Annotated in this window: 18 protein-coding genes; 1 reads left to right on the top strand and 17 read right to left on the bottom strand. The window is 30.4% G+C overall.

Annotated elements, in window-relative coordinates:
* Positions 1-89: 89 nt before the first annotated feature.
* From HLG78_RS01705 to HLG78_RS01745, 9 genes are all read right to left on the bottom strand, one after another.
* A complete protein-coding gene (locus HLG78_RS01705) occupies positions 90-803 on the bottom strand; it encodes a type II secretion system protein (protein ID WP_231179903.1) in 714 nt (237 codons plus the stop codon).
* 110 nt (positions 804-913) lie between these two features.
* Positions 914-2365: a 23S rRNA (uracil(1939)-C(5))-methyltransferase RlmD gene (rlmD, locus tag HLG78_RS01710; RefSeq protein ID WP_231179905.1), complete on the bottom strand. Its 1452-nt coding sequence runs from the start codon at positions 2363-2365 to the stop codon at positions 914-916.
* Positions 2366-2422: 57 nt separating this feature from the next.
* On the bottom strand, positions 2423-2866 hold the full coding sequence (locus HLG78_RS01715) for a pilin (protein ID WP_231179933.1): 444 nt from the start codon (positions 2864-2866) through the stop codon (positions 2423-2425).
* Between the two features lie 24 nt (positions 2867-2890).
* Positions 2891-3349: an Mbov_0395 family pilin-like conjugal transfer protein gene (locus HLG78_RS01720; protein WP_231179936.1), complete on the bottom strand. Its 459-nt coding sequence runs from the start codon at positions 3347-3349 to the stop codon at positions 2891-2893.
* Positions 3350-3443: 94 nt separating this feature from the next.
* A complete protein-coding gene (gene gltX, locus HLG78_RS01725) occupies positions 3444-4913 on the bottom strand; it encodes a glutamate--tRNA ligase (RefSeq protein ID WP_231179939.1) in 1470 nt (489 codons plus the stop codon).
* A gap of 79 nt (positions 4914-4992) precedes the next feature.
* Positions 4993-5790: a TatD family hydrolase gene (locus HLG78_RS01730; protein WP_231179942.1), complete on the bottom strand. Its 798-nt coding sequence runs from the start codon at positions 5788-5790 to the stop codon at positions 4993-4995.
* 164 nt (positions 5791-5954) lie between these two features.
* On the bottom strand, positions 5955-7157 hold the full coding sequence (locus HLG78_RS01735; protein WP_231179945.1) for a M50 family metallopeptidase: 1203 nt from the start codon (positions 7155-7157) through the stop codon (positions 5955-5957).
* 73 nt (positions 7158-7230) lie between these two features.
* Positions 7231-8553, bottom strand: coding sequence for an O-antigen ligase family protein (locus HLG78_RS01740; protein WP_231179948.1), 1323 nt, complete (start codon positions 8551-8553; stop codon positions 7231-7233).
* 9 nt (positions 8554-8562) lie between these two features.
* Positions 8563-9624, bottom strand: coding sequence for a phospho-N-acetylmuramoyl-pentapeptide-transferase (locus tag HLG78_RS01745; RefSeq protein ID WP_231180016.1), 1062 nt, complete (start codon positions 9622-9624; stop codon positions 8563-8565).
* Positions 9625-9775: 151 nt separating this feature from the next.
* Here HLG78_RS01745 and HLG78_RS01750 point away from each other — a divergent pair, with 151 nt between their 5' ends.
* A complete protein-coding gene (locus tag HLG78_RS01750) occupies positions 9776-11134 on the top strand; it encodes a hypothetical protein (RefSeq protein ID WP_231180018.1) in 1359 nt (452 codons plus the stop codon).
* A 429-nt stretch (positions 11135-11563) separates the two neighbouring features.
* Here HLG78_RS01750 and HLG78_RS01755 read toward each other — a convergent pair whose 3' ends face one another.
* The 8 genes from HLG78_RS01755 to HLG78_RS01790 all read right to left on the bottom strand — a co-directional run bounded on the left by HLG78_RS01755 (position 11564) and on the right by HLG78_RS01790 (position 24857).
* Complete coding sequence (locus HLG78_RS01755) at positions 11564-14107, bottom strand: LysM peptidoglycan-binding domain-containing protein (RefSeq protein ID WP_231180021.1); 2544 nt, start codon at positions 14105-14107, stop codon at positions 11564-11566.
* Complete coding sequence (locus HLG78_RS01760) at positions 14107-15966, bottom strand: hypothetical protein (RefSeq protein WP_231180024.1); 1860 nt, start codon at positions 15964-15966, stop codon at positions 14107-14109. Before HLG78_RS01760 ends, HLG78_RS01755 begins: the two co-directional genes overlap by 1 nt.
* Positions 15967-15994: 28 nt before the next feature.
* Entirely contained in the window at positions 15995-18370 is a 2376-nt protein-coding gene (locus HLG78_RS01765; protein WP_231180027.1) for a type IV secretion system protein, read from the bottom strand.
* A 67-nt stretch (positions 18371-18437) separates the two neighbouring features.
* Positions 18438-19670 carry a metallophosphoesterase gene (locus tag HLG78_RS01770; protein ID WP_231180034.1) on the bottom strand — a complete coding sequence of 411 codons (1233 nt, stop codon included), beginning with the start codon at positions 19668-19670 and terminating at the stop codon, positions 18438-18440.
* A gap of 20 nt (positions 19671-19690) precedes the next feature.
* Positions 19691-21436, bottom strand: coding sequence for a hypothetical protein (locus tag HLG78_RS01775; RefSeq protein WP_231180036.1), 1746 nt, complete (start codon positions 21434-21436; stop codon positions 19691-19693).
* Positions 21437-21459: 23 nt separating this feature from the next.
* Entirely contained in the window at positions 21460-22677 is a 1218-nt protein-coding gene (locus HLG78_RS01780) for a hypothetical protein (RefSeq protein WP_231180039.1), read from the bottom strand.
* Positions 22678-22692: 15 nt separating this feature from the next.
* Entirely contained in the window at positions 22693-24042 is a 1350-nt protein-coding gene (locus HLG78_RS01785; RefSeq protein WP_231180042.1) for a hypothetical protein, read from the bottom strand.
* Between the two features lie 17 nt (positions 24043-24059).
* Positions 24060-24857, bottom strand: coding sequence for a hypothetical protein (locus HLG78_RS01790; protein WP_231180045.1), 798 nt, complete (start codon positions 24855-24857; stop codon positions 24060-24062).

Here is a 24857-nt window from a genome sequence, read left to right on the forward strand (position 1 = left end):
AGTCTAACTTATCAAAAAATTTATTAAAACAAAAAACTTCAGTCCAACAAGTAGACTGAAGTTTTTTTGATTATAATCCTAATTTTATATTAATTTATTACATTTAATCTATGAGCGTGAGTAATATCCTCAACATAACAATCTTGTCATGCCTCATGTACATGATCTATATCTCCATCGGTAATATCATCAACCTCTTCTACGTTCTCACACAACCAACTTGTCAAATCTGTTCCATCTATAGCTGGAAGTATATGTCAGTCATCTTCAACTCAATCGTCATCATTAATATCACCTTCACTGTCCCAATTATCATCTGCTGTCACCCAATTAGCACCTCACGCTGTTTCTGTGTTGGCTACCAAATATATACCAGCTCAAGATGCTCATCTATGATTTATTATCATAAATCAGTACTCTCATGCTTCTTCATCGTCATCAAAAACTGATTCAGTTTCATCTCACCATATATGTTGAATCAACCTTTGTCCTTGAGGATCACTTGGTACGCTATCTATATATTCAGGCACAAGTGAATCGGATATTACTGAAACAGCTCATGCTACATCTTCTAGATCAGCATCGTCTTCATGATCAAAACCTCCAAATACAAAAGCACCTCTATCTCATTGATACATAGATAATGCTGTTCACAATTGACTCATATCAGAATTTCTAGCACCATCTCTTGCTCTTTCTTGAGCTCATGTCAGTCTTGGTACCAATGCTGCAGATAAAATACCTATAATTACCACTACTATCAGCATTTCTACCAATGTAAAAGCTAACTTATTTTTTCTCATTTGTTTTCGAAGTTATTTATTTAAATATATAGACTTCTTTAAAAAACCTAAAGAAGCATACACTAATTATAAAATTATTTTTTTTATTTTCAAGATATTTTATTTGGATACTAATCCAAAACTCATATACTTTCTACATGGTAAGTGTTGGGAAACATATCTACACACCTAATTTTTGAAAGCTCAAAACCATATTTTTGTAGCCTTAAAATATCGCTTGACATAGTTGTAGGATTACAAGATATATATACCAACTTGAAGTTTTTGTGATTTTTGAGTTGTCACAAAAATTTTATTGTCTTTTTTCATAGTCAGTCTCTTGGTGGATCCACAAAAACCAATCACACATCAGACAAACTATCCCACAATTCAGAATTATTTGGCAAGACCTTTTCTGTATCTCACACCCAAAACTTATAATTTTGCAGTCAATTTTTGGATGCATTTATATTAGCATACTGTATTGCTTCATTTACTGACTCTATTCATACAAGATTGTCTACTCCAAAGTATTTGGCATACAATATTCAGATAGTTCATATTCAACAATACATATCCAACACAGTTCAATCAACTTTTCATACCATATCAAAAGCATTGGCAAAAAGTTTTTCTGCTGCCATAGTGTTCGTCTGGAAAAAAGAAAACAATCAATACTCAAAATCCACAGTTTGATCTCATATACTCAATTGCTCATCAATACTTTCTTTTCAAAAAAGCAATTCAACCTCTGACTCATTTGATTTTATTGCATCTGACAGACTTTTATTGTAAGTGATAAAAAAACTTTGAATATTCTTTTGTAAAAACTCGTCTTTTTGCAATTTTTCCAACAAATAGTTCCATTTTTTATTTTCTTGAAGATTGTTTGATATATATCAAGGAGCCACAGACAGATTTATCATTAATTGTTCTGTGTTGTATCAATATCTTACTATCAGGTGCCTAAAAAATCATTCATGCTTTTTTTGGTCATAAAAAGGAAGTGATGAGTCCAAGAAATATTGTTTTAAATACTCAAAAACAGAATGCATTTTTTCTGATATCAGATAACATCTTTGCACATCTACCACTTTTGAAAACATTCACTGCTTATGAAAACCAAGATTTTTATCCCCAGATTGAATATTTCAAAAACTAAACTCCACTTTGTTTCTATATTGCCGTCTAAAAGGAGCAGGGATTATGTCTATATCATCTTGCCAGATATCTTTAAATGTATTTGAAAGTATGTTTTTTTTGAGTTGTATTTGTTTTTCATAAGGAATTATACTTTTTTTGCATCATCAACATCAAGTATTTTTATCATTTTCTATGTCTTTATAAGGAAAAAAGTAGTGTGGACATAATTCATCAGTAGTTTTATAATTTTTGTCTATTTTTTTGATATCACACACCCGTGCTTGGATATAGTCTTTTTTGTTTTTCTTTACTATAGCATCTACTATACTATTTGGTAAAACTGTTCAATTTAAAATAACTTTTTTTCAACTATCAAGTTTTGATATTCATACTCACTTAAATCATATATCTTCTATATACAAATCATACAATTTTTTCATATACTAACTATAGCTACACAAATAAATCTAATATCTAAGTAAAAACAAATAAAGGTATTAGCTTCAAACTCATAAAGAAACTATATACAAAATAAAACTAACTATAAACCAGCTTGTTCACATTACCAACAAAGCTATAGAAGAGTTAATAACATACTTTTTTGCTTTTTGAAAAGTTTCTTCATGCTCACCAAAAAACATAAGATAAAATCAATAAATCAAAACAAGTAAGGCAATAAATGACACCAAAATAAGGAAAAAATTAACCACTGTTTGAATATAATTTATGGCAGATCAGTCATCTTGAGTATGATCTCAAATTCCAAAATTGTGCAAAACTCTATCCAGGACTCACTGATCTTGAGTTGTTTGATCTCTGGCTATTTGTCAAGCATCTGCAGTTGGATTTTCTGTCCATTCATCTCAATAAGGAAAATCAGCAAAAACATAGGTAAACATAAATAATCAAAACAAACTTATTCAAAGAAATAGTTTATTCATTAATTTTTCATAAAGAATAAATACTTAGCTTCAGGTAGTGGCTTCTACTAGATATATTAATAAACTTATAAAAAACCAACTAACACCTATTCATATCAAAGCAATAGTTGCATATTTAATTCAAGCTCATCACTTTTTATATTTTTCATCGTCTCAAGCTGCCGTAACCATCAAAAAACCATGATAAAGAAGATATACCAAAGCCACCAAAGATAGTATTCATAAAAAGTAATTTACTATGACAGTTATATAGTCAACAGTAGACGACTGTGCTTGTTCACTATCTTCTATGTCTTCATATGCAACCCCACTCAAGTCTGATCATATATCATCTGCTCACTCTCTTAATGCTTCTCATTCTATTTCTCCAACCACATCTTCTCTATCTCTAGTATATGTATCAGAATCAGTATCAAACCAGTATCTACCAAAAGATACTCATAACATACAAATCAAAATCAGCAAAAAAAGAAATTTTTTCATAAATTTTATGATTAATATAAATTAACTTAATTTTACTACTATTTTTCTATTTTTCAAGTAAAAGTTATCGCACTCGCGCCCGGGCGCTATTAATCTAAGTTTCCCTAAAAAGCTTCAGTCTAGAAATAGATTCTTGTTTACCCAGCACATACAACATCTCAAAAGCACCAGGACTTGCTTGTACTCAAGTAAGTATAGATCTTATAGGCCAAAGGACTTGACCATTTTTGAGTCATTCTTGTTTTACAAAATTTATCAAAGCCTCTTTTAGTACTCCTTCTGTCCAGTTATCTTCATCTATACTATACAACAAATCCAATAATTTAGGTAGCATATCTTGTACAAGCTTTTTATCTACTTTCATTTTTTCATTATAAATTATTTCATCTGTAGGCATTTGAGGCTTGAAGAAATATTTTGCAAAATCACGAAACTGTCATAATGTTTGTATTCTCACCTTGATATAAGGAGCAAGTTTTAGCCAATAATCTTTATCTTTATTTGTCTGCAATATTTCTTTTCGTTCTTGGTCTCAATAATTTTCTAAAAAACAAATAAGTCTATCCACAAACTCATCATCGGACATAGATCTAATATACTCAGAATTGAACCGCAAAGCTCTATGATAATCGTACACGGCATTTGATGAATTAATTCTTTCTATTGTAAAATTATCCAAAAGCTCTTGCATAGAAAAAAACTCAACATCAGAAGAAGGATGCCATCCAAGCAAAGCAATAAAATTTACTAATGCCTCCGGCAAAAATCATTGTTGTCTAAAGCTTGATATTGTGACAAGTTCGTTGTCGGTATCTCTTTTTGAGATTTTTGATTTATTCGTATTCAACAACATGGGCAAATGAGTAAACTCAGGTGGTTGCATTCACAAAGCTTCATAAAGTAAGATTTGTTTTGGCGTATTTGGAATATGATCTTCTCATCTTAAAATATGAGTTATTCACATAAGATAATCATCAACCACATTTGCCATATAAAATGTAGGGATTCCATCAGATTTCATTATTACAAAATCCGAAAATCAAGACATATCAAAACTTATTTCTCATTTTACAAGATCATTGAAAATTAGACTTTTAGGCTCCACCTTGAATCTAACCACAGGTTTTCTTCATTCAGACTCAAATTGTTGAAGCTGTTCTTGTGTATAGTTTATTTGTCTGTATATAAATGGTTGCTTTTTTTCTCAAGCTTGCTTTCTCAATTCATCAATCTCATCAGCAGTTTCATAAGCATAATATGCTTTTCATTCATCTATAAGTTTGTCTATATATTTTTGATATATATCAAGTCTTTGCATTTGATGGTATGGTCAAAATTCATCTTCTTTCTCAGGTCATATATCAAAATCTAGTCAAAGCCATCTTAATCCATCAATTATATCATTTTCAAAAAATTTGGTTGATCTTGTGTTGTCTGTATCTTCTATTCTCAAAACAAACTTTCAGTTGTTCTGTTTGGCAAAAATGTAGTTGTAAAGGGCACTTCTAGCAGTTCAAAGATGCAAACTTCATGTCGGAGAAGGAGCTATTCTTGTTCTTATCATTTATTTTTCAAGATATCTTATAAAATACAAAGTTTATAAATATTTCAACCACAATTTCAATAAATTTTGGTTGTGTTTGCTAACCAAGTAAAGAATCAAAATTTGATTTTACAGTTGTTTTAAAATCTTCTAAATCCATATCCAACAATTTTGCACAATAATCATAAGTATAAACCACATAAGAAGGTTTATTGAGTTTTCATCTCATTTTTTGAGGTGCAAGATATGGTGCATCTGTTTCCATAAGTAAGTTTTCTTTTTTTGTCTTCAAAAATGATTGCCTAACTTGTTCTGCTTTTGGGAAAGTAACATTTCAAGTAAATCAAATCCAAACATTTTCAAAATATTCTTGTAATCTATCTACCTGATCTGGTCAGTATCACCAACAATGAAAATAAATTTTCAAATCAGGAAAATCTTTCAACACATCAAAAGTATTATCAAAATCGTCTCTTGAATGCACTATCAATGGTAGATTATAAAAACGAGCAACCTCACACTGCATACGAAAAAATTTTTTCTGACTATCAAGAGATTTTCATCAATCATAATGAGTATCTATACCACATTCTCCAAAAAATGAAATATATTGTCTATTTTCAAAAATAAACTTTTCAGCTTTTTTGATTAAATCATCAAAATCCAAATCCTGAATATCACCCATACCCACAAGTGAAGGATGAAATCATACAGAAGAATAAAGGTTTACAGTAGTTTTATTGTTTTTTTGGATATCCAAAGCTTTTTGTGCCCGATCAATATCTATTGCAACATTTACCATATCTTTTCAGCCTATATATTCAAACTCTTCAATATATTTATCATAATTTTCAAATAATTTTTCACTATTTAGATGAGTATGAGCATCAATATACATACTTTCACAGTTTTATTTTTAAATCTTGATATTTGAGGTATAAAGCATACCTACAATATTCTTTGGATGTTTGGGGTATGAACCATACCTACAATATTCTTTGGATGTTTGGGGTATGAACCATACCTACAATATTCTTTGGATGTTTGGGGTATGAACCATACCTACATACCAAAAGGATTTACTCACCAAAATCTTGCTAAATCCAAAAATATTATATATATTCCCAAAGACATCAACAACACAAAAAACAAAAGATTCATATATCATTCTACTACAAAATATTTTTCCGGTTTTAGTTTTCATACAGATTGAATTATAGCACCTACTAGTCTTCATCAATCAAGTGCAGGTATAGGCAAAGCATTAAATATAGCCAAAGCCAAACTTATCATTCATCAAAATGCCAAATATTGCCAAAATCAAAACTCATCAAGTATTATTTCTCAAACTTTTACAGCTCAGACAGGTCAGGCAAGATTTTCTACTGCATCCCTTGCTTTTTCTCTTTCAAAAGTTATCAGTTGAGAAAAAATATTTCCAAGCACATGAAAAGTAAGCCTTGTTTGAGCTTTTATCTCATGAGCTCAGGCGGCCATTCATCACCACAATCAAAACTGCATAGGCAAAACTTCTATATCAGAATACTGCTTCATAGCTATTCAAAGCAGACACCTATCATACTGACATTCAGCCTTTTCTTCATATTTTTGTCAATCTTTTTCGAATCATATCTGAATTTCTTTTCATATATTTTCCCTAAGGACAGATTGAAGATTTGAAGTATCTACCTCTTGTCAACTAATTGATGTTATCACAGTTCAAGACATAATACCCACATCTTCAGCAATACTATCAGGCAATACTTGCTGTACTTTTATGGGTCAGTGCTGTACATCTCCACTAAGCAATCATTGTCTATCCAAAAAATCCTGGGTAGGCATCATATAACTTTCTGGATCTATACTTAGCATACTTTCTGGGACTATACTAATTGGCTCTATTCATTTCCAAAATGCAGCTGTGAAAAAAAGCCATGCAAACAAAAGATTTACTGCTACTCATCATACAAGTATCAGTACTTTTTTAAAAAGGTTTTGTGTGATAAAACTATCTTTGGCATGAAAAGTTTCTGTATCATCAGGATTTTCTCATTTCAGTCTTACAAATCATCACAAAGGTAACCAATTGATAGTATATTCAGTTCAGTCTTTATCTTTATAAAAAGTAAAAGCTTTGGGAGGTATTCAAATTCAAAACTCCAAAACTTTTACTCATGATTTTTTGGCAGCAATAAAATGTCAAAACTCATGTACCACTACCAAAAACATAAAAAGCAATATTCAAGCTATTATAGCTGTCCACATAATTTATTTTAATTTCTAAAATAGTAAGTTGATATTATATTCAGTATCCGACAAAATTCAACTTATTTATTTGCTAATCAGATCTTTTCAAATACAAAAACAAAGCCAAAGCAAACAAAAACATAAAAGGATACACAATCATATTGTCCACAAAACTATGCAATACCATACCCTGCACACTCAATCACAAAATACCTACAGAGAAAGCCAACAAGACAAATAAATATTTATCATTTTTCCTATCTTTTTCTTTGGTTTTGAAAAAATAATAAAACCCTACCAGCACAAAAAACATATATATCAAAAACCAAGGCAAAAAACCTACAATTCAAAACTCTACCATAATTTGAAGAAATTGATTTTCTGTATTAAACTCTTGTCAATCTCACCAATGAGATGCAGGTCATACATATCATGCTCATTGTCAAAAAATTGGTTTGTCTGTAAACATATCCCATCATATCAAAACTTCTTGAATATGTCAAGTATTTGATCGCTGCCTATCCACTACATGATCATAAGCAAAATATACAATAGCACCAAAAAACAACACCACAGGCAACAATATATATTTCAAAAATTTTTTGATGTTTTTTCTATAATCAATCAAAGACAAAATAATAAGTTGAATCAACCAAGCTCACCATGCAGCTCTAGAAAAAGTAGACATAATATTCAGTCAATACACTATCCACCAAAACCAAGTTTTAAAAAATGACTTTTTCCTAAGATACAAAACATAAAACAAAGGGAAAAATGCCACCAAGAAAAATCAATAACTTATCGGCCTTTCAAATAATGATTGATTACGAACCAGTCACTGATTGTATTGGGTATAATATGCTGCAGGCGGTGCTTGTCAAACCTCTCACTCAAATATATTATTGTCATAACCAAACAATCCCAAACCTCCTGGTACAGTCAAAATCACAAAATACCAAAAAAGACTAAAAATCAGTACTACCTTTACAACCAGTCAATAAAAAAGAATTATGGGATAGAGTTTTTCTTTGTTAAGAAAGCCACACAAGCGATACACCACAAAAAATATCAAAAATCACAAAAAATCATACCTAAAAGCCATAACATACTCTCATATACTTGTTCATATCAGAAAATAGTTTATCAAAAATGTAACAACCACCAAAGACACAAAAACCACCTCCAAAGAAAACATCATCCTATCTTCCACAAATTTTCACAAATAATTATTTTTGAAAACAAAATACACCAGGCTTCATATAAATCATAGTATTATAAACTCTTTCCAAAGCCAAAAAACTCACAAGTCAAGACCAAGTGAATAAGTAAAAAAATTCTGAGCAAAAAAATGAACTACAAGACCAACAAGAAATATTTTTGCCCAAAAATTAAAAGAAAGTAAATTATCTTTCATAAAACACTATTATGGAACTAAATGAAACTGATAAAAAATCATAATAAGAGTTACTCAGGCCAAAACTCACTGCAACACCCAAAGTTTCATTACTATTGTGTGTTCTGGATATCATTTGTATTCAAGAAGATGATGAAAAGGAGCTATAGGAAAGATTTTTTTGTTGAAAACTCTTTTAAAAAAGATTTGAATAAAACTTGTTGTAATCTCCAAAAAGAATACTGCAAAAAGTATCAAAAAAGGCAACAATATACCCACCCTAATATCGATAAGATAAATCAAAGAAGACACAAGTCACCCAAAAGCTAGAGCACCACTATCTCACAAAAATATTTTGGCTGGATTTATATTGAACCACAAAAAAGCCAATGTAGCTCATAAAACTACTCATATCACAGTTGTTGCCAGATACCATCAATAGAAAAATGTAATTATTCACAACACAAAAAGCACAATTATCATCAATCATCATACCAATCCATCAAGTCAATCTGTGATGTTTATAGCATTAACAATAGTAACAGTCAAAATAAAAGTAAATAAGATATAAAAAAATCACAAATCCACAGTTCAAAATAAAGGTCGCAGATCAATATGAGAAACTCACAGTCTAAAATAAAACCAGTAACTTATAAATGCAGAAAAAAGAAACATCCAAAGTATTTTCATTTTTGCAGTAAGTCATTTTACTTTACCAACTCATTTGATATTCAAGTAATCGTCTATAAGCCCAAGAAATCACATGCTAAAAAAAGCAAAAAGTATAATATATGTTTCTGACCTTTCCACTAAAGTAAATGTAATAAGTCAAAGCCAGTTTAGAACATAAGAAAAAAGCACCAATACTGCTACTACAAATATTATAAGTCATCATCACATAGTGGGAGTTCAAGTCTTGTGTTGATGAAGTTTAGAAAATATTTCAGCTTTTCATCAGCTTGTACTGTCCTCACGAATAGTTTTTCAAGCTTTTATTTTCTCCAAAAGCTTGATATACAAAGGATACAATATTAAAGATAGAAAAAAAGCTAAAAGTGAGTATATTATTATATCATCAAGTTTCAACAACATAGCTTATGATATTAAATTTTTATAAAACATATTATAAAGTTTTTTATAAAGATAAAACTTCAAAAATCAAATGAAAAAGAGTTATAAAATTTGCTTTTTTTGAAAAGTTTGGTTATAATTTTATTATAAATTTATAAAATAAAAACAAAAAATGAGTATAGAACAATGGCATGAGTCAATTGAAGAAACAGATCAACAAGAAGAAGCAGAAGCTATTGATCAACAATTTGGAAACATTCTGAGAGATATAAATCCTGATTTATATCAAAGTTTTGAAGAAATAGATTGGGATAGCCATGAAACAAGAAGACAAGTAGAAGAATTCAAACAACAAGTAATAGATAATATTCAAGATTCTTGAAAGGCTGAAATATTATGTAATTTTGTAGATGAACTAAGATGAGTTGAACAAGAACTTGATGAATGAGTACAAGAAATTTTAAATGAATCTATTCAAGCATTAGATTGAATTATAGAATGAAATCCCGAAGCAAGACTAAAAGCCATAGATTTAAATGGCGATATAGAGTGAGGAAATATAGGAAATTTTAGCAAATTTGTTGAATTTTTAAGTGAACAAGACTCTCCCGAATACGACGAAATCAAAGAACAATTTGAAAAAGATATAAGAGCAAGTTTGGAGGAATGATTTAATATAAGGTGAGATAATAGTTATGAAATTTTGAAGCTAATGTTGAGCTATTTGGATGAATTTGAGTCAGACAATTTCCCCGACAATTATGAAGAATTCAAAAATAATGTAGAAGATGGAACAAGTAGTTTTTGATTTAATAGATGAGATAGATGGTTTTTACAACTAGACAGCTCTAGAGGTTCCAACCTAAAAGTATATGACCATGTTAGTACAGCTTGGTCTTGAGCACAACAAAGATTTGAAAAAGCATGATATATTTCTCCAAATTGAGAATTTGTAGATGATAGAGACAGAGGAGATAAAATAGATAACCAATTTGCTGATCACCACACAAACAACATTGATTTTTCTGAAACCATAAGCAAACTTGAAGAATTAAGTAGTGGTTCATGACAAGAAACCAATTTACCTTGAGGAATACCATGAGTGTGACAAATACTAGATATTCCTCCAGAAACTTCACCAGATGATTCTCCAGAAGAGTTATCATTAAATAACAATATAAATATTCCTCATACATGGGTTGAACAACATATACACTCACACATGGACTGAAATTTTGACATACAAAATCCAACCAAAGAGGATATTATAACAATTTTAGAAAGATATGATTGACAGCACATAAATACTTCAAATGACGATCTTGAAGATAGTGCTCAGATGATATATGCATTACAAGTAGCAATCTCAAAGTATCTTCCAAACAACACTCTATGAGATATAGACGGATTGTGGTGACCAAATACACAAAGAAATCTTGCTGATTTACAAAGCGAAATCTGATACCCTTGAAGTGGTTTTCCATGACCTAATACCACTCAAGCATTACTTGAATATATGAGAAACCAATAAGTATACATCAAAAAACAACTGGAATATTACTTCTAGTTGTTTTTTTGATTGCAAAAATTGTATGAACACATATTTTTACAATTTTTAACAAAAACTTCCTATTTATAATCATGCTTAGGCTTATATTACAAAAACCAACAAAACAACACCCAAAAACACTGTTGAAAAATCAACAAAATATCAGACAATTAAAAAGCCTCAAATAATATTTGATAAACTAAAAACAAAATAAGAATTGATTCCTTTAACAACAAACAATACCCTGAAGTTGCTGACCTCATATCTGAAGCTATAAAGTTTGTAGAAAACAATCAAGAAATTCCTGAGGAAATAAAAGCAAAGCTTGAAGAGATAAGTAGGCTAAATCAGCTGTACAATAAGTTATAATTATTAACTATAGTTTAAATCACAACTCAAAATAGTGTGTTTTTAAGTTCAAGATGGATCAATTCTCCCTACACTTCAGTCATCACGTATTTGATAATCCATTCAGCCAATACTTACTGTTTCTCACAGTAAAGATATAGGATCTCAACCAACATCCTTAGCAACAGAAGCCAAACTTCTCAAGTCTTCCAAATTGTTTTTATAATCATATGTACTCAAAGAAATATCTGATCAGTTTCAAGTAAAATGGAACGCTACTCAATCTCTTGTATAAACTCAAGCACCATCTATTTTTGAGTCATACCTTCATCTTTCAAGTTCATCCTTCAATCAATTCAAAATTCTTGAGCTTTCATTGTCTCACTGAGATTTGGAGTTTTCTAATATTCATTCAATATTATGTCATTGCTTAGAAAACTCTGCAACAACCTCTGGATCTGTAAGAGCAGCATCTAATGTGCTAAAATTCCAGCTATCTTTATGAGAATTGATAACTGAAAGTATATCATCTTTGTATTCATACAAATTGAGTCATTCATTAGTAATAAAATTTCACAATTCATGAAAATCAGCTCAAACATCATCACCACCTTGTGATGCAGCAAATCAAGAGATTTGCCTTGAATTGTATCTCCTTTCTCAACCCAAGGCTCATGATATAGAACTTGAAGTTTTGTTTGCAAAATCTCTCAAAGCTCATTGAGTATACTGCTGTTCTTTCCAGTGCCTTGGTGCCCTTTCTATCATTGAACCAAATTTTTCAAGTTCTCATAAACTATGAGTACCATAAGGAGAAGGTACAACTGGAGCTGTTTGAGCCAACTGATTTGAAAAATTATAAATATAGTTTCCTATTCATCAAGTAAATTTTCAAGACTTCAACACGGCAAACAAAACCATCCACATCACCATTATACCAAAAAAATTAGCCAAGAACCAAGAAAAATAATCAAAAAAAGCATTTATAGCTACTCATCAATCAAACTCTACCTCAGCAAAACAAATATGTATAGGCTTGTCTTCAAACATATCAAGCTTCCATGCGTTTTCTCCATCTTCACAAACTCAATCTTCTTCATTTTCTTGTCATTGAAGCGACATGAGTCAGTTGATTGGGTTGTTTCACTCATTATTTAATAAAGATGTGTTTATGGCAGTCAAAAACAAAGCTCATATACTAAGCACAAATACTACCACTACTGGCAAAAAAATGATCCACAAAAAAGCTCAAACTGAGTATTTTCATGAATTTTCTCCAAAATTGAAGTCAAAACTCCACATTATAGTCAAAAGAGGAGAAAAAACAATCAACATCCATAGCACAAAAATTCTTACAAAAAGTATTACTACAAATGCCACCAAAGGTGCAATAAATGCCAAAGCAAATAAAAATTGAAAAAGCATCAACAAAGAAAAATTTCACAAATTCTGATCTCAATCCAATCATTGTTGACTCATAGACAAACTTGAAAAATTCAAAAATGTTGAAAATACTGAAGAAAAGATTCAAGATGTTCAAGCCGCTCAATCAAGCAACTGTGAAAGATTTATTCATTGTTTTTCAGAGTTATCAATCATTTCTTCTCTACTATCTCATATTTGAGGATTTTCTACAACCAAATATCACATATCATGCATTACACAAGAATTGTTCTCAAACTCAATTTCAGTTCAATTTAGTTGGTGTCACTGCATATCCTCTTCAATTCTTTCTCTAAGATCATCAGATCATACATATATTTTTCAAGTAGCATCATCCAAAGTAAGATCTACTTCCTGTCAAATTCATACTTTGTCTGGATCATCCAATCAATTTTGACCAGCAACATCCCTCACTCTTTCTTCTATATCAGTCCATCACGAAGTATCATAATACTCATGTATTATTGCAGACAAAGTGTCTCATTCTTCTATCTTGTGAGTAACTGTATTAGACATTTTACAAGGGACATACTCTTTATCTCCATCTGAATACCAAACATAACTTGATCATGTTCAAGAAAAAATACTTCAGATATTATCTATATCCATATTGGATCTTATCACCATTGTTTTTTGATCTAACTGTTCGTTTCATTGCACAGAACTAAGTGGCAGTCATCATACTGCATATGTAAGTATTGTACTAATATCTATAAGTATAGCTACCAAAAACCAACTAGCCTGCACTCATACTCAAGCTATCAAAAGTTTTGGAAAAAATTTTTTGGGAGAAAACTTATCTTGTTTGTAGTTAAATATATACAAAAACACTGCAAGTATAAATACAAATCATATAATAAAATTGGCAAAATTTTTCATAATATTCCACAAATTCCAAAGATACATATCCAAATTGAATCAAGATCAATATACTAGTGTATTATCTGAAAGGATTCCTGCCAAAAAAAACAAAGGCCACAAAATAATATAACCTATGCTTAACAACTGTTCTAAAAACTCTATAAACCCTGAATAAGCTGATTCAGAAGATCAACTAGATGTTCAGTCAGCAGATACAGCACCAGCAAAAACATCAGGAGATAGCAAACCAGCTCCCAACACTACAACAAACAAGAAAACTTTTCCAACTCAAATGTTATTCATTATCTTACCATATCTTTTAAATCCGCATTTCTAATAGGATCCTGATGCTGACTAATACTAGCTCTAAAGTCTGACGCTCTCAATGCAGGATTAACTTCTCAGCCCTGCATCATATGACGAACCAAACCACTTAAGTCAGGGTTATCTAAATCCACATTTCAATCCTGATCCAACCAAGTAGCATCCTCACCAATATTTTTTCAAATATTTTTAGCCCAAGCTTCTATAGCTTCTCTAAGATTTGGATCACGCATACTAAGAGACTGTCAATCTTTTGCCATCTGTCTAAGTTCTCCAAAGAAATTTCTTGAACCTGGATCTGGTTGGTCTTTTGTTTGTTCAACATACCTCATCAACCTATCTTGCTGCCGGGTTGATATTGTACTAGCTCAAAATTTCTCTCACCAATTTGCAAGTTTACTTAATTCACTGTTATCCATTTGTTTAGCTTGCACATTTGAAAAAACATCTCTTCAAAATCTATTCTTGAATTGTTCTAGAGCTCAGACACTTTGTCCTCCTGGAAGCACAGGTGCAGCCTTCATAGCATCTTCTGAAAACTTAAATATACTATCTGAAACTCATGATGTAATCTCTGAAGTCTTAAAGCTTACTTTTATCAAAGCCCATATCATAAAACACACAAAAAGTGATATTATCAGATATCAGAAAAAACCTCAAACAAAGTCTCAAGCTTCTTCTATAATAGAACCCCTCACAGAAATCATTCAACTTTTATCATCTTCATGCAAGCTTACAACATTTACATCGCTTCAGATCTCATCAGTTCTTATATTGAAATGTTTATGAATACTTTCTATAGAAGATTCAGCACCTTGATCACCTGGCTCAACCACCAAAAAATCATGCAAAGCTACCACAAAAAGCATTATAATTGAAAGCATACCAAGAACTACTACTGGCTGAAATGCCAATCATACAAAATTAGATACGGTAAGCTTTTTGGTAAATCATTCCATTTTACCAGACACAGCATTACCAAAAACACTATCCAAAACTATAAAAGGAGAAAAAATAATAAACATCCACAAATAAAATATACGAACAAAATTTATTATAGCCAATATAGTAATAGGCACAAAAAATAACAATACCAAAATAAGCCTTATTAAAGATCAAATAGATATCTCATCCAAATTGATGGTTTGAGGGTCTTGAAAATCCATAAATCAAAGTATTCACATACCCATATATATCAAAGGTCAAGAAGCATCATTTGCAGATACTGTAATATCTTCTACAGATAGGGTAAAATCATCCTCTCACTCCTCACCACAAAGCCTATTGGGAAGATCATCTTGATCCATATCAAAAAACACTGTACATTTATTTGGAATTTCTACTTGATAAGAATCATAAGTATCCATACTTGATATTACCTGGTTGGGCACAGAAGTAACTGCTGCTGTTGAAATAACTGTAATATCTATTATCACAGCCACCAAAAACCAACTTGATTGTATTAAAACAGCAGCCAGACCAATTTTTGGTATATAAGACTTAAAAACACTTCAAGGCTGTCAAACAAAGAATGTTTTCAAAATCACAAACAAAAAAACAAACGCCAAAGTAAAATTTGCAAAATTTTTCATAATATTCCACAAATACCAAAGATACATATCCAAATTGAAAGCAGAACCATATACTCGCTCATTTGTCATCAATGTTCAAGCTACTACTGCTGGGATTATCCAAAGCCAGCTTAAAGCATTGAGAAAAAGTTCTAATATCTCAACCAATCATTCTGTTGATGATCACTCTCAACTAACTATACTCCCTGCATTAACCTGGCTTACCAATACAATCCAAAGCAACAATAGCAACAACAATTTTTTCATTTTTTTTGTTTTTTTTTAAATTTCATTATTAACGGCTTATGCTTTCAATTACAAATGAACCATCATCATAATTAAGTTCAACATCACTAATACCTAAGCTTAACTCATTTTTTATATTTTCAATAAGATCTCTTGCTTCACTCTCATTAGTTTTTCATTCTATAGCAGTTTGGAAAAATTGTCTAAGCTCACTATCATCATCTTTTTCATAATACCTAAACCTTCATGTTTCTGGATTAATATGATACAAAAGATTACCTTTTTTCATAAAGTAGTTTCATTCTCAATCACTATACTGTTCATCAGGACTTATTTCATCTCTTACTTGTGAAATAAGATCACTTCCACCGCTCTCTATAAGCTCGTGTACATCACCATCAAAATCTTCTTTATACTGAGCAATATTTCATTCAGACCTCACAACATCTGAAATTCTTTCTATATCCTGCAAACTACCAGTTCAAAGTTCATTCATTTTTTGTATAGCCCTACTAGTTCATCAAGAAGGATCAGAACCTACATCATCCACTGCCGCACGATGAAATTCCGCTGAAGAACGCACATTTTGCAATGGAGCAGGAGTCATAAAGTCTTGAAATTTATCTCATACTTTTGACAGTTCTCATTTAGAAAATTGATCATCCTGAATAATTTGTGGCTGTCTTTTAAATCTTTCCATTCATACTTCTAAACTTCACACACTTTGCATTCCACCACCAGGTGTAGGAATAACAGGAGCTGTTTTGGCAAATTCTTTAGACATTTTATCTACCCACTCTACAACTCAACTAGTAAGTTTTGATGTTTTCAATGCAGCAAAAACAACTCACCATAAAATAGCAATACCAAATAAATTTATTAAAAGCCAAGAAAACATATCATTAAAAGCATCAAATCAAAAAGCTTGTCAAGGAGTATTAAAACAAAGCTTTGTGTGATTATCACCTCAAACTGGTATGTCATAACAAACTTGATGTCATCAATCATCTTCATCATCATCTTCTTGACCTCACTCCTCACACATTCATTCTGACATTTCAATTCACATAGCACTAGAAACTCAACTTCAAGAAGATCAATCTCAACCCATAGGGTTAAGTGCCATCAAAACCACCATAAACATTATTCAAACACTCAAAGCAAATACAACCACCACCGGCAAAAATATCAAAGCCAAGACATTTGATATACTAAATTTTTCAGTCATTTTATCTCAACTCCACCCAAAAGTCCAAAAAATAGTCAACAATGGAGACAAAGTAATTATCATCCACAACAAAACCGCCCTTAATATCAAAACAATTGCCAATGTTATCAGAGGAATTATTAAAGCAAAAAACAAAACTATTTTAATTATTGACATCATTCATTGTGATCCAGCAGAAGCTCACTCTCAACCCACAGAAGAAAAAGCCATATCTGATATATTCAACAAGCTTCAAAACAAAGTATACATAGTTCAAGTAAATCAAGACATATCAGAAATATAATCATTTAGAGAGATTCATCATTCAAACTCTGAATTGTTTTTTGCCTCATTTACTTTTTCCTCAAGATTACACTGCCAGTTTTCCGAATCTATTCTTCAAACCACATTTCATCAGACCACACAAACATCTTCCAACAAATCTTGACTTGTCCGATTTTCTGAAACATTATCCAATGATTCAGAAGCGCTCTCATAATCAATTTCATCCCAGCCTATTTTTCATCAGGTTGTTGGACAAGGAATGATAGCCTTTTCTGTTCACGGAGATGTATAAAAAAGTGATCTTGAGTCTCATGTTCAAGACATTGCTCATTCATCCATATTTAGACTCATTACTGGCATTATAAGAACCTCTTCCATATAACCTGAAGAAGCATCTTCTGAATCAAACGCACTTATAGGTAGTCATCAAACCGCATATGTAAGAATTGTACTAAGATCTATCAATACTGCAACCACAAACCAACTAACCTGCACTCATACAGTGGCTATCATCAACTTTGGAAGCATTGATTTTGGATTATATGAATCCTGCTTGTAGTTAAAAAGATAAAAAAATATTCAAATCAAAAAAACAAATCATATTATATAATTTGCAAAGTTTTTCATAACATTCCAAAAAAACCATATTGTTCAATCCATATTGAACACAGAACCATATACAAAATCATTTGACAAACTAGCTCAAGCTATTGTAAGCAATGGTCGCAATAACACATACAAAGCATCTACTAATGCCACAATAAGTTCCATAAATCATTCCCATCAAAATCCTCAATCTCAACCTCATCAGTCCACTCAAACACTACCTGCCTTTACTTCTCCAAAAAAATTTAATCATAAAAATAAATACAAAACTATACTTGTACCTCAAAACACAAAAAAGAAATTTTTTATTTTTGTTTTCAGTTTCATAACTTTTATTTTTGTTTTTTATAAAATTTTCTATAATTATTATATTCAAACAAAACTATTTTGCAAATTATAATATTTTTAATTGCTTAAGTTTATTGTGATATTTTTCATAATCATCATTGTATTTATTTTTCAAAAATTCCACCAAAATATCCTTCCAATTAGAAAAACTTTCTTCCAGGTTTTTTTGTGTGCTTGAAGCCATATCAAGAATATCATCCATAGCTTTAGATTTTTTCCTTATTTTTATATCTTTCAAATTATGCAAAAGGTCTTTATCTATTATATCATAGATAGTATCATAATCAACCTTATCTGAATACAAAACCAAATTTATATTCTTATAAAGCATTTCCAATATATCATCTTCAAAACTAATAGTATAGCTTCATCAATCAAAGTTTTTTTGATTATCAAGCTGAATATTGTCCAGTTGTTTTTGAAAAAATTCTTTATCTATTGAATTTTGAGATTCATACAAAGCAACAAACGGATTAATATTCAATCAGTATGCAAAAATTTCTTGTTCTGCTAAATTCATTTGATAAAGATATTTTACCTGATTTTGTTCTAAAAATGATGAACTTCGAACACTTCAAGTACAAAAGTAGTTTTTATAAACAAATCATTGATGCAAATGCCCTGACATAAAATAGACATCATCATACATATCTAAAAACTTTTCTGAAATAGACACATTATTGAAGTTAAATTTTGCTTTTTGTCCTGGGAAAGATATATTAGAAAAGTAATAATGATGAATTACAAAAGCTTTTTTAGTAAGATTTTTTATGTTGTCATAAAGAATTTTATTTACTCAGGCAGAGAACTGCTCATTTGATTTTTCAGAATCCACCAACTGATTAATTAAAGATTCTATATCATTTTGAGGAGAAGAAAATTTTTCAGAACAATTCACAAGATTGTGGTTGTATGGCAAAAAGAACACATCTTCTCATTCTATATTTTCCCAAAAAGGCTTTGTTATGAAATGTATTTTATTGTTGGAATTTTCATTTAGTATATCAAAAGAAGTTTTGGCTTCCTGATATACAAAACTTTCTGAAATCCAGTCGTGATTACCAGCAAGAACATAAATGTTTTTTCATTTTTTAAAATACTTCACAAAAAGTGAAAACAAATCAAACAATGCATTTCTATCATAACTAAAATGATACACATAGTCACCAACAAAAACTATATTTTTTTCTTCAGGAAATTTTTGCAAAAAACTATCTAAATTATTTATTATATTTTTTTGCCATTTTGAGTTGATATGAATATCTCATACTACAAGCATACATCTAATTATTAATAAAATTATCAAGCAGTTTCTTCTATTTTCATTTTTAAATAATTAGAGATTTGATTGATATTTTCAAGTGTTTTTGTAGTTTCTTGCCAAAAATGATTGTTATTTTCTATAAATTTTGATATGCTATCCAAGATTTCTACTCATCAAGCTTCTGAAGACAAACTAGTTATTTCTGACAAATTATCCAACTTACTTTCATATTGTTGTAATCAATATTTTGAATCAGACACGCTTCTTTCTATATTTCTACTAATATCCGAAGCTCATCAAGGAGCATTTCTTCTTTGTGCTTGTGCTACATTTTTATCATATATCATAGAATACTTATTTCTTTCAGAATCAAGATTTATATCATCATAATTTCATAGTATCTGTCTTTCAAGCCTTTTATAGTCATCTTCTATTTCCATTTCTAATTGATCCTGGTTTTCTCTAGAAAAAGTAGGCTTATTTCTAATCACCACATCAAAGGAAAAAGCTCTTCCAAAATCAACCTGATCCAACTGAGTATCCAAACTATCAGAAGTTTTTGTATGTTTAGTAAGTTGTCCAGATTGATCAAGCTTTGTAAGAACATTATTTACTTCATTCAACATTCATTCTATACTTTTAATATATTCATCTTCTACTGGCATATGTACATCTCTAACTTCTGTACAATAAGTTGCATAGATTTCTCATCATCTTTCATCTTCCCATATATCCGTCCTACCACATAATTCTTTTTTCATACAAGCAGTATCCCACTGACCAAAATCTGTATCCATACAAGCTGTCAATGCATCTTTTATATCATCAGATCAAATATCTGCATCTTTGTGCATATTTTGCAACGTTTGACTACTAGATAAAGCTTCTTCCAGTTCTTCTTGAGTTATACCTTGTTCTGGCTTAGATTCCTCCTTCTCTTCATGTTCTTCTGCTATACATAAAGCATTATCTCAACCAAACACTCAACCTGCATCATCCTCATAACCATTAGATCAATTATTATCGCTATAATCACTTTCATCTTTTTCATCCAAAGGATCTCTTGTAGGAAACTGATCCTGACTTCAAGCAACAGATTGACCATCTCACAAAGCATCATCATGATCTTGATCATCTGCTCATAAACTAAACATTTTAGTTGATTTTGTTTCTTCGTTGTCTTTAAATAAAAGATCTCAGATTGCCTGAACATCAGCCAGCAAATCGTACGGAGAGTCTTCAAGGCTTCAATTCATAAAAACATCATCACCAAATCAGTCAAGTTTTTGTGAATTTAAGTCAGAAGTAGTAGATTTTATCTGGTTGAACTTTCTATTTACAAAAACTCTACACTCATTAATCATAGATCTAGTAACACTCATTTCAAATAAGTCTTTATCTGTTTCACAAGAAATTACTTTTTTGCATGCATCCCGCATCTCTGATCTTGAATCCTGGATGTTTATTATATCTTCACTACTTATTTGTTCACAATATTTTCAATCTTTTGAATTAAAAACATCTGTCAAAGAATCAATTGCTGAAACACTAGAATCAGTTTGCATTCAAGCAACTAGATCATATGCTTGAGAATACAAGTCTCATTCAAAAGGAGAAGAAAGTTCCTTCATTTTTTTGTTGGTGTTATAATCATCTTTAGCATTTTCATACATACTTGAAAGTCATCAACCTATATCTCGCTGAGTAGCAGTACCAAATGAACCAATAACAAAACCAAGATTTAGAGCAAGCAGTATTATCAAAAAAAATATTTTTTTCATTTGTTTTGTTGAATTATATAAAATTAACTTTCTTCTTGAACGTTTCTTAGTTTATAATACAGCTGATGCAAAGGTGTATATACTTTCTTAAAATTACTTCTAAATGCAAGTAAATCCTCATAATATGCTGTAAGTCATATATGAAGAGGAAATGTTTCATACATATTCACAAGCATCCTATCAGCTATTTCCAAAGACTGATTTGAGATCTGCATATTTTCTATAATTCATTGAATTTTTCTATTTTGCTGTTCAAGCCTAGAGCCAGTTCTTGTATTATATCATACATCCTGTGAAGCTATACCATCCTGCAAAAAGAATATATAAGAAGACAAAAACAAAGAATAAAAAAGATTTTCATTTAGTGTAATGTTTCTAAAAAGCGCAAAATGACTTAAATCTTCTTTTCATTGCATACTAAAACTTTTTGCTATTTTTTGTATATGAGAATCTTCGTCCATAATTTCATCTTTGTCAAAAATATTTACTTTTGTCTCCACCATTTGTTCTACCTGTTCTTGATAATTTTGAAAAATCTCTACAGTCTTTGGATGATAACAATGATTTTGTACTGGATCATCTTTATCTTCACTATTCTCATTCAAGAAAAAAGAATCTCACTCACAAGCAGCAACTCAATGTCAGGCAAAATAAGTAGTAGAAAAAGTTTCAATATTATCATCATCAAAAAGAGCATATGTTTTTAGATTATAATATTCATTTATTACTTGCATATATATTGCCATAGCAAGATCTGCAATTTTTACATTATTCAAATTGTTTGAAATATTACAACCAGGAGAATCAACATCAGCTCATCAGTCTACAAAGTTGTCACAAAAAGCATCTTCATGCATACCATCTTTGAAGGTTTCTTTTATATAATCTTTTATATATGACTCATCCCAGCCCAAATCATCTTCTACATCAAAAAAAGCATCACACAAATTATACACAAAAGCTGAAGTTTTGTAATCATACACAAAATCATCTCTAACCAAATCTACACTAGATGAAGTTTTACAAAAATTTTCTAGAAAGTCTTTGTTATTGTTAAGTTCTGCTCATGCAAAACTATCTGTAAATATATCTTGCACAAGTCATACAGATGCATTTTGAGTTTGAGAAACAGCTTCTTCAGTATACCAAATTTTTTCTACTCCAAAATTATAAATAAAACATCAAATTGCCACAAAACAAGTAAAAGAAACAATAAAAACGATTCTATAAAAATTTTTCATTTTTTTTATTTATTTTTAAAAATACCAACAAATTCATCAAAGATTTGAACATTGAAGCTCACATGCATTTCACAAGTTGTCTATTATTGTATTTTCTTCTCATCTTTCTCATATTATATTTATTCAATTATATATATTTCTACTTAGAGAAGGGATATTATTTGTAATATTTTTAATATACTCCATATTTTTATTTAAGTCTGCTACTCCATCGTCTTGAGCCAACATAACTGAATCATAAACTGATTCTATATTATTTTTAAAATTATCTATTTTTTGATCTGATGTGATATCTCAAGCAGACTCTTCAAGTCATGCATACCTACACTCATCTTTTAACACTCTTCTAGTTTCATTTGTACCTGGAATGGTTTCTTCATCATAACAATCATCTGGAAGAGTATCTATCTCAGAAAAAGGATTTTCTAAATCCTCCAAATCCTCAAAATCTGTTTCTATTGATATAGCAGAAGATCACCAATCTCTCCATCTTTCAGCAGCTCATTCTCCAAACATTGACTCTCCAGCGTCTCTTAGAGCCTCTCACAATCTAGCAGCATCATCTTGTATCCTACCCATAGCATCAGCTCATCATTCTTTAAAATCATCTCTAATCCCTCATAATTGCTCCCTAAAACCTACTTGTGATGGACAATCTCATACATTTCCATAATCTTCTTTTAGCTTATCATACTTTTCTTCATTAAAAATAATATTTACACTATCATTCCATGAAGGCTGATTTTCATCCGGCCAAGACACTTCTCAGTTATCAAAACCTCTAGGTTGAGTTCTTTCAAACGAAGCATCAACAAAAACTGTTTGTCACATAAAATAAATATTATGCAATATAGAAGCAAGTTCAAAATAATTTATGTCATCTTTTATATAATATCTTATATATAGATCCTCATTATTGAAGTAGTCATTAAAAAGAGAAATTGTATCATCATCCACATTTGCAAAAGCAATTCATGAAAATCAAACTTGATGCAAAAAGTCTGATACATGCATTTCAAGCTCATATATTTTTCTAAAATCTCTAAAAACAGGCTCATCAGCCATTAATATTTGTATCAATTCAGTAAAATTTATCATTCCAACCCCCATACTTACTACTGAATTTAACAATGCAGAAATCACTCATCAAGGTACAGATAGAGCCTGAGACTTCAAACTATCATCTTGATCTAAATCAACATTTCTCAAAAAACCAGAAATACTTGAAACAAAAAGCTGCACTTCATCAGTAGTATTAAAACAAACTCAAGGAGGTTGAGATGAATTATCTTCTGCCCTAACAAATGATAAACTACTACTTAAGACAATAAATATTATAGATAAAAACACAAATATTTTTCTCATTGTTTTATTTTTAGTTTTTAATTATTACATTGAGCAGTTCATTCAGTAACCTGCTTTGCTACACTATTAAATGTTCATTCAAATCTACTAAATCAACTTCAAAGCTCCATCAGCCTATTTCTAGCAAAATAATCATATGCATACTGATCAAAATTATTAGATTGTTGCCTTCTAGATGCAGATATTGCTATATTTTGCACCAAACCTATTTCTTTTCTTACGCGAGCATTTGCCATACTTGTACAAGAATTGTACAAAGTAGTAATATCTATTTGATCTCATTTATATACATCAACATTATCAGCTATTATTTTAGCTTCTTCACAAACTTTTCAGTATTTACCTGCCAAGGTATCTTCATTATAAATATTTATTTCTTCTCACCAATACTCTTCAAATTTATTTAAAACATCATCACCACTTACTCAGTCTGTATCCATAGCAAGTTCTGATATTTCATTTCTTCGCTCCAATCACTCATCATCCATTGGTAGACCATAGGCCAAATCTTCTCTACCATCAAGACTCCTAAATCACAAGTTCATAAGATGTTCAAATAAAAGTGCAGAATCCATTCATCAACTATCTCAATCATTTCAATCACAATCTATACGACTTGAATATACATTACAACAATATCATCTCAAATGATCGTATGCAAGCTCTATATGTTTTTTAGTAATTATATTTTTTCAAGACGGCAGAACTTCATCATAATTACCATCAGCAACTTTTGAACAATCCAAAACAGAAGCTTTAGCAATTGGAACAAAAAACAACAAAACAAGTGTTAAAAATATTATTTTAGTTTTCAT

The organism is Candidatus Absconditicoccus praedator, from assembly GCF_021057185.1.
GTDB lineage: Bacteria > Patescibacteriota > Gracilibacteria > Absconditabacterales > Absconditicoccaceae > Absconditicoccus > Absconditicoccus praedator.